This is a genomic window from Pseudoroseomonas cervicalis ATCC 49957, from assembly GCF_000164635.1.
Lineage (GTDB): Bacteria > Pseudomonadota > Alphaproteobacteria > Acetobacterales > Acetobacteraceae > Pseudoroseomonas > Pseudoroseomonas cervicalis.
Genome location: NZ_GG770838.1, coordinates 1 through 1,898 on the forward strand (window position 1 = coordinate 1; position 1,898 = coordinate 1,898).

At 74.4% G+C, this 1,898-nt stretch carries 2 protein-coding genes; both read right to left on the minus strand.

What is annotated here, in order from left to right; translation table 11 throughout:
- Window positions 1–436 (minus strand): response regulator (locus HMPREF0731_RS19490; protein WP_007005932.1); only part of this gene is annotated, 436 nt, incomplete at its 3' end.
- 26 nt (window positions 437–462) lie between these two features.
- Window positions 463–1,898: hybrid sensor histidine kinase/response regulator (locus tag HMPREF0731_RS19495; protein WP_007005933.1), on the minus strand; the 1,436-nt coding region annotated here is incomplete at its 5' end.

Sequence of the window (1,898 nt, forward strand, 5' to 3'; positions counted from 1 at the left end):
CCGGGCGCGGCGCGGGGCGCGGCGGCAGGGTGCCGCGCCGGCGGATCACCGGCACCTGGCTCATGATGTAGAGCTGGGTGCAGATCGTCTCGGCGATGCGCTCATGCCCGCCGGTCTCCATGCCGACCGGCTTCTCGACGACGGACAGCGCGCCGGCGCGCAGCGCGTTCATCGAGATGCGCAGCGAGGCATCCTCGACGCTGTCGGCGATGACGACGATCGGCGTCGGCTGCTCGGCCATGATGCGCCGGGTCGCCTCCAGCCCGTCCATGCCGGGCAGGCGGATGTCCATCGAGATCACATCGGGGCGGATGCGCGGCAGTTCCTGCAGCGCCTCCTCGGCCGAGGCCACGGCGGCGGCCAGCGTCAGCCGCGGATCGCGCGAGACGATATGCGCGAGCAGCCGGCGCACCACCAGCGAATCCTCGACGATCATCACGCGCACGGGGGGGGTCGCAACAGTCACAGCATCTGCCCGATGGTCGCCAGCAGCTCGCGCTGGTCGAATTTCTGCTTCGTGATATAGGCGCCGGCCCCGAGATCCAGCCCCCGCCGCACATCCTCCGGATCGGCGCGCGAGGTCATCAGGATCACCGGGATGGCGGCCAGGCGAGGGTCGGTCTTCAGCGCCTGCAACAGGCCGAAGCCATCCATGCGCGGCATCTCGACATCGGCCACCACCAGGTCGACCACCGCCTCGCCGCCGCGCAGGAGGTTCAGCGCGTCCAGCCCATCGACGCTGAGCAGCACGCGGAAGCCCTGCGCCTCCAGGATGCTCTTCTCCAGCGTCCGGGTCGTGATGGAATCGTCGACGACCAGGATGGTTGCGGCGGGCTTCGCCTGCTCGGCCGGGGCGAGGCCGAGGCCGGCGCCGGCCAGCCGCCCCTCCTCGCGCAGCCAGCGGGCCACCAGCCCCTCGGGGCTGAGCACCAGCGCCGGCACCTCGCCCTCCTGCAGGGCGACGCCGACCACCAGGGCGGGATCGACGCCGGGGGCCTCCAGCCGCTCGACCATCAGGGTGCGGACATCCTGCATCGCCTCGACCGCCAGGGCGCAGCGCCGCTCGCCGCTGCGCAGCAGCACGGCCTTCACATGCCCCGCCTCCACCGGAATCGGCGCTGTGGGGTGTCCAAGCAGGGCGGGCAGGGCGATCACGGGGGCAATAACGTCGCGCCCGCCGCTTTCGATGCGCAGCACCGGCTGGGACTCGACGGTTTCCACCGCGGCCACCGGCAGGCGCAGCAGCCGCTCCACCCCGTGGCTCGGCAGGGCGTAGGGCACGCCGCCGGCCTCCACCAGCAGCACCGGCTGGCGGGCGGCGGAGAAGGGCACGGCGATCTCGACCTCGGTGCCGGCCGGGCGGCGCGGCCGCAGCGTGGCGCCGCCGCGCAGCGAGCGCGCCACCTCCGCCACCACCGACAGCCCCATGCCCCGGCCGGAGAGCCGGTCCACCTCCGGCGCGGTGGAGAAGCCGGGCTCGAAGACCAGCGCCAGCAGCCGCTCGGGCGGCGGCGGCGGCTGGTCGGCCGGGCGCGGCGGCAGCAGGCCGCGCTGCACCGCGATCGCCTCGATCCGCGCCAGGTCGGGGCCGCGGCCGTCATCCAGCACCGAGAGCCGCAGCAGCCCGCCCTGGGCGCGCAGCAGCAGCGCCACCTCGGCCTCGACCGGCTTGCCCAAGCGCGCGCGCTGCTCGGCGCTCTCCAGCCCGTGGCCGATGGCGTTGCGCAGCAGATGCGTCACCGGGTCCTTCAGCGCCTGCAGCACGCGGCGGTCGGCCTGGAGGTCCAGCCCCTCCATGCGCACCGCGACCGTGCGGCCGGCCTCGCGCGCCAGCTCGCGCACCATGCGGCCGAGCGAGCCCAGCACCGTCTCGGCCGGCACCAGGGAGATGCGCTCGG